Below are 4,636 nucleotides of genomic sequence, written 5' to 3'. Positions count from 1 at the left end.
CTGGAACAGGGCCATATAGCCGCGACGCCCGTAGATAGCCTTCAGGTCCTTCAGCGCGGCGACGTTCTCCTCGTCCGCCTCGTGCGGCAGCAGGATGGCGACAACACCCTCGGACCACGGCTCGAGGTCGTGCCAGTGGAGGAGGCACCCGCCCTTGCCCGCCCGCTTCTTGCCGACGGTGAGCAGCCGCGTGATCCTCGACCAGGCGGGCCGGTCGGTCGGATAGAGCAGCAGGCGCCGGCCGCAGGACAGATCGACGCGCGTGCCCGCGATCGAGCGGACGCCTGTGGCTTTCTGCGCCTCCCATGCCCGTACGACACCCCCAACGGTGCCGATGTCGCTGACGCCGATCGCCGGGTAGCCGAGCAGCGCCGCGGCCGCGAACAGCTCCTCCGGCGACGACGCGCCGCGCAGGAGCGAAAAATGGGTGAGCACCTGTAGCTCGACATAGTGGGTCATCCGAAGACCCCGTGCATCCACCAGGACAGGTCGCCCGTATCTTCCTCGAAACCGTCACCGCGGCGGAAGACCCAGTAGCGGCCGCCCGCATCGTCCTCGACACGGTAATAGTCCCGCACCGCCCACACCTCGGCATCGCGGCGCCACCACTCGCCGTGCACGCGCTCGGGGCCGTCGCCGGCAACGATCTTGTAGGTCTTGCCCCGCCACTCGAACCGACGCGGTGGCTGGTCCGGCATCAGCGCCATCACGCGCGCCAGCGGTTCAGGCCGGGCAAAGAGGCGGATCGGGCGCTTCCATGCCGGCCATGATCCTGGCATCTCCACCGGGTCGGAGCGGGTGACGGCCCGCTCCGGCACATGGCTTTCGACGGGCGCAAGCCGGTAGACGGCATAGCCTCCAATCCTGCCGGCGATGACGTCGACGAGGCGCGCCGGGTCCCGCACCAGCGTCTCGCCGGCGAGGACCGCGCCAAGGTCGACCGCATCCAACGGTTCGGTATGCGGCGCGACCAGCCAGAATTGCTCGAGACCCATGCCAGGGTCGATCCGCTCGATCCTGAGCTTCAGGAGCCTGAGAAGGTGCGATACCTCGCGCGTCGGCCGCGACGTGCCGACACCCACGACCTGTTCCGTGCCGTCGACGCGCACGGCCGTGAGGCGGAGTGCCCGTGCGCCCAAGCCTCGCGCCTCCAGGACCTGCGCTAGATCGTTCAGCAGGTCGCCCATAACCTGTTCGATCGCCTCAGCTGTGCCGATCGGCTCAAGGAGGCGACGTTCGACGATCGGAACTTCGGCATCCTCGCGCGGGGTGATTGGCTCGGCCACGGCGCCGAGCGCCTGGTCCAGACGCGTGATCGCCGGCAGGCCGAGCCGACGCGCCAGCGGTCCGCGCGCGACCGGCAGCAGATCCGCTATCGTCTCGAAGCCGAAGCGTTTGGCCGCGCTGATGGCGCTCGGCGCCAGGCGCAATGCGACGATCGGCAGCGGCGAGATCGCACTGGCGGTTGCACCCGGCTCGACGCGGGTCAGCTCGCTGCGGCCGAAGCGAGCGAGGGCATGGGCCGCCCCTGCCGTATCAGCGACGGCCACGCGTGCGGTAAAGCCGGCACGACGGCAGAAGGCGATCAGCCGCCTGCAGAACCGCTCCTCACCACCATGCAGATGCGCGCAGCCAGCAAGGTCGATCCAGAGCCCATCGGCGGGCGTGACAGCAGCAATCGGAGACCAGCGCCGAACCGCGAACAGCGCCAAGCGGTCGAGGAGTGCAGCATCAGCCTCCGGCTCGGCCGGACGGAAATCGAGATCCGATACGAGCGCGCGCGCATGGGTCGCAGCCATACCGGGATGGATGCCAAGCGCCCGTGCGCCTTCGCAGGCAGCAACCACCTCCTCGCGCCGGCCAGCCTTCCCGATAAGCGCCAGAGGTGGAAAGCCATGGGTTTTAATATCCAACGGCGATGCTTTTGGCTCCGGATGCCCTGCGATCACGGTCTTATAGGGGTGGCTTGCTGCCTCCGATCGCCGGCCGAGCTCGCGCATAGGCGGCTGCGCATGTGTTGGCAGCGCCGCGATCTGCGTCTCGACGTCGACGCGGGACGGCAGGCCCTCGCGTGCCCACCGCGCACCTGGCCGCCAACCGCCGCCCCGCGGCACCGAACAGGCGCCGGGGTCGTCATCTACCGGCAGCTCGAGGACAAGCCGTTCAGGCTGCCGCGAAGCGGACCGTTCCAACCGTCTCAGCCGCTCGATGGCCAAGTCCGGCAGGAACAGCGAGACGACCCGTCTCATCGCTGCCCTCCACAATCAGGGAGAAGCCCTCACCACCACGCTGGCGAGCGCATTCCACCGTCCATCTCGCCCTTCCTACACCCGCGACCTCAAGCCGCTCGGACGGTGTGGTGCCGATCCGCCAGCGGGTCCAGGCCGCGGATGGTTCGGCAAGCGGATCCTCGTTGAGTCCGCGTCGACGGCGCAAAAGCAGGACCGGCATGTCAGCCTCGGCCGCGACCAACTGCAGGCGGCGGGTGGCGACCATGGAGACTTTGCTCGCCTCCGCGACGATGGCAGACGGTGTACCGTCGCGCACCGTATCCTCGATCACCGCCAGAAGGGCCGCGTCATCGCGCGGTTGGGCATGGATCACGGCTGCGCTGGGTAAGCCGATCTGCTCCAGCGCCGGCGCATACAGGTCAGCGCGGCAGCTCGCCCACAACACCGGCCCGCCTGTCGCAGCAGCTTCGCGCGCGGCGATGCTGGCGAGGAAGAGGGTCGTCGCCGCGTCGTCGACCATCGTGGCACTCTGTGCCGTCGCCTCGTGTAGCGCGCCCGCGCGAAGGCCCCCTGCCCCGAGCCGCCCGTCGATCGCATCGACACCGAAAGGCATGATGCGGAAGTCGGTCGCGGGTGTGGCGATCGTCCGAAGATGCGCTATGGTCGGCGCTGATGAATCAAGGGCGGCGGGCATAAGGGTTAGACTCTACTCGTTCCCTTTATGTTCCGTTACCGAGCTCTATTGGTCAAGCCTCGATCCTCTCGGTTCATCGTTTCGCGGTGGAACACCTGCAAAACGGTGTGAAAACAAACGGCGAAAATCAGCTTTCCAAGGCTGGTCGCGTGACTCATAGAAATGCGATGCCGATCCGCGCCGAAAACCGTTGGCTTTACCCGATCGACTGGCAGCAGCTGTCAGGCACGATCCGGTTCGACCGCGCCGGCAGGCGCTGCGAGCAATGCGGTCGGCCGCACCTTCGGCGGGTCGCTCACCTTGGCGATGGACGCTGGTGGGATGCCGATGCGAGGTGTTGGCGGTCAGACCAGGGCAAGCGGGTTTCGATGAAGGGCGGCTTTACGCTGGCGAGCGTCCGGACGACCTATGTCGTGCTGGCATGCGCGCACCTCGATCATGATCCGAGCAACAGCGCCCCGGCTAACCTGCGAGCGCTCTGTCAACGCTGCCACATGATCCACGATGCGGCCGAGCACCGCTGGCAGCGCTGGTGGAATGGGTTTCGGCTGCGGGCGATGCGGGACCTGTATGAGGATCCGCGCATCACCCGCGAGCGACACGCTGCAAGTTAGAGGTCAATGTTTCGGTTCTTCATGGCGTCAGCCGCGATGTCAGCGATCGGCCCTATCCCGCCGACTGCCTCATAGATCACGGTAACATCGTGGTCCTCGAGCTTGTCGAGCATCAGCGCAACCGCTCGGGCGTTCGCCTCATCCAGTACGGTCTTTGTGTCGTCGCTCGTCATGAGTAAGGATTCCGCTCGTTTTTCTAGGGAGCATGAATAGCATGAACATCAGCGAGCTGGCCAAGGGCGTCGCCACGTCGACGGGATCGAGCGAAGCCGACGCCAAGAAGGCGATCACGGCGGTTTTCGATCAGATCGCGGACGCTGCAGCGAAGGGCGATGAAGTCTCGATCCCTGGTTTCGGCAAGTTTGCCGTCAAGGATCGGCCCGAGCGGCAGGGCCGCAACCCGGCGACCGGCGAAGCCATGACGATCGCGGCGTCGAAGAAGGTGTCGTTTACCGCCGCGAAGGGTCTGAAGGACAAGCTCTGACGAACAAGCGCCGGCGATCGTCGCCGGCGCCGATAGGAGGCGCTGATGTGTAATCGGTATCGATTAACGGCGAAGCAGGCCGAGGTGGCTGCGACGTTCGGCATCCGCACCCCCTATGAGGTGGAGGAGACGTTTCCAATTGGCGATATCTTCCCGACGGGGAAGAAGACGCCGTTCTATGGCGCTGTCGTTGTGCAGGATGGCGACGATCGCAGGCTCGAGCGCATGGAGTGGGGCGTGCCGACGCAGGTGCCGAGTAAGCGTGATCCGACGGTAAAGCTGACGAAGTACGTGACCAACGTGCGCAATCTCAGTTCCAGCTTCTGGCGGTCGATGCTGACCACCCCGGCTCGGCGTTGTCTCGTGCCGGTTACGTCGTTCTCTGAATATGGACTCGCGCCTGGTGAGGACGGCAAGAAGCCGCTGCACTGGTTCGACGTGCCCAGCCGACCTGTCTTCGCCTTTGCCGGAATTTGGAGACCGACGGTGCTGATTCCGAGGGAAGCCGCCCCCTCATTCCGAAATGATGCCGCCCCCCTGTTCCGAGAATTACTCGCCCCCTGATTCCGAGATGATGTCGCCCCCTTTGCGGGGATGACGATGAAGGTCCGCT

7 protein-coding genes are annotated in these 4,636 nt (G+C 66.0%); 3 read left to right on the top strand and 4 right to left on the bottom strand.

The features are described from left to right. The 3 genes from ACGVWT_RS19015 to ACGVWT_RS19005 form a co-directional block, all read right to left on the bottom strand. Positions 1 to 459, bottom strand: a 459-nt coding sequence (locus ACGVWT_RS19015; RefSeq protein WP_394427790.1) for a PHP domain-containing protein, incomplete at its 3' end; no start/stop codon positions are given. Then, complete coding sequence (locus ACGVWT_RS19010; RefSeq protein ID WP_242417102.1) at positions 456 to 2,249, bottom strand: DNA polymerase Y family protein; 1,794 nt, start codon at positions 2,247 to 2,249, stop codon at positions 456 to 458. The genes ACGVWT_RS19010 and ACGVWT_RS19015, both read right to left, overlap by 4 nt. After that, entirely contained in the window at positions 2,164 to 2,925 is a 762-nt protein-coding gene (locus ACGVWT_RS19005; RefSeq protein ID WP_183937299.1) for an ImuA family protein, read from the bottom strand. Before ACGVWT_RS19005 ends, ACGVWT_RS19010 begins: the two co-directional genes overlap by 86 nt. An 86-nt stretch (positions 2,926 to 3,011) precedes the next feature. Here ACGVWT_RS19005 and ACGVWT_RS19000 point away from each other — a divergent pair, with 86 nt between their 5' ends. Continuing rightward, positions 3,012 to 3,539 carry a hypothetical protein gene (locus tag ACGVWT_RS19000; RefSeq protein WP_242417103.1) on the top strand — a complete coding sequence of 176 codons (528 nt, stop codon included), beginning with the start codon at positions 3,012 to 3,014 and terminating at the stop codon, positions 3,537 to 3,539. Here ACGVWT_RS19000 and ACGVWT_RS18995 read toward each other — a convergent pair. Next, positions 3,536 to 3,712 carry a hypothetical protein gene (locus tag ACGVWT_RS18995; protein ID WP_156442302.1) on the bottom strand — a complete coding sequence of 59 codons (177 nt, stop codon included), beginning with the start codon at positions 3,710 to 3,712 and terminating at the stop codon, positions 3,536 to 3,538. The two genes, ACGVWT_RS19000 and ACGVWT_RS18995, sit on opposite strands and share 4 nt — an antisense overlap. Positions 3,713 to 3,753: 41 nt before the next feature. Here ACGVWT_RS18995 and ACGVWT_RS18990 point away from each other — a divergent pair, with 41 nt between their 5' ends. Further along, positions 3,754 to 4,023 carry an HU family DNA-binding protein gene (locus ACGVWT_RS18990; protein WP_066773491.1) on the top strand — a complete coding sequence of 90 codons (270 nt, stop codon included), beginning with the start codon at positions 3,754 to 3,756 and terminating at the stop codon, positions 4,021 to 4,023. Positions 4,024 to 4,068: 45 nt separating this feature from the next. After that, positions 4,069 to 4,587 (top strand): SOS response-associated peptidase family protein, encoded by a 519-nt coding sequence (locus tag ACGVWT_RS18985; protein ID WP_394427786.1) that lies wholly within the window; start codon positions 4,069 to 4,071, stop codon positions 4,585 to 4,587. Positions 4,588 to 4,636 lie beyond the last annotated feature (49 nt).

The sequence above is a fragment of the Sphingomonas sp. S6 genome, from assembly GCF_043498045.1.
Lineage (GTDB): Bacteria > Pseudomonadota > Alphaproteobacteria > Sphingomonadales > Sphingomonadaceae > Sphingomonas.
This window is presented reverse-complemented; position numbering and strand designations above follow the sequence as displayed.

Coding starts and splice junctions, on each gene's coding strand:
- ACGVWT_RS19010 (WP_242417102.1), bottom strand. CDS start 2,249: ATGAGACGGGTCGTCTCGCTGTTCCTGCCGGACTTGGCCATCGAGCGG.
- ACGVWT_RS19005 (WP_183937299.1), bottom strand. CDS start 2,925: ATGCCCGCCGCCCTTGATTCATCAGCGCCGACCATAGCGCATCTTCGG.
- ACGVWT_RS18995 (WP_156442302.1), bottom strand. CDS start 3,712: ATGACGAGCGACGACACAAAGACCGTACTGGATGAGGCGAACGCCCGA.
- ACGVWT_RS18990 (WP_066773491.1), top strand. CDS start 3,754: ATGAACATCAGCGAGCTGGCCAAGGGCGTCGCCACGTCGACGGGATCG.
- ACGVWT_RS18985 (WP_394427786.1), top strand. CDS start 4,069: ATGTGTAATCGGTATCGATTAACGGCGAAGCAGGCCGAGGTGGCTGCG.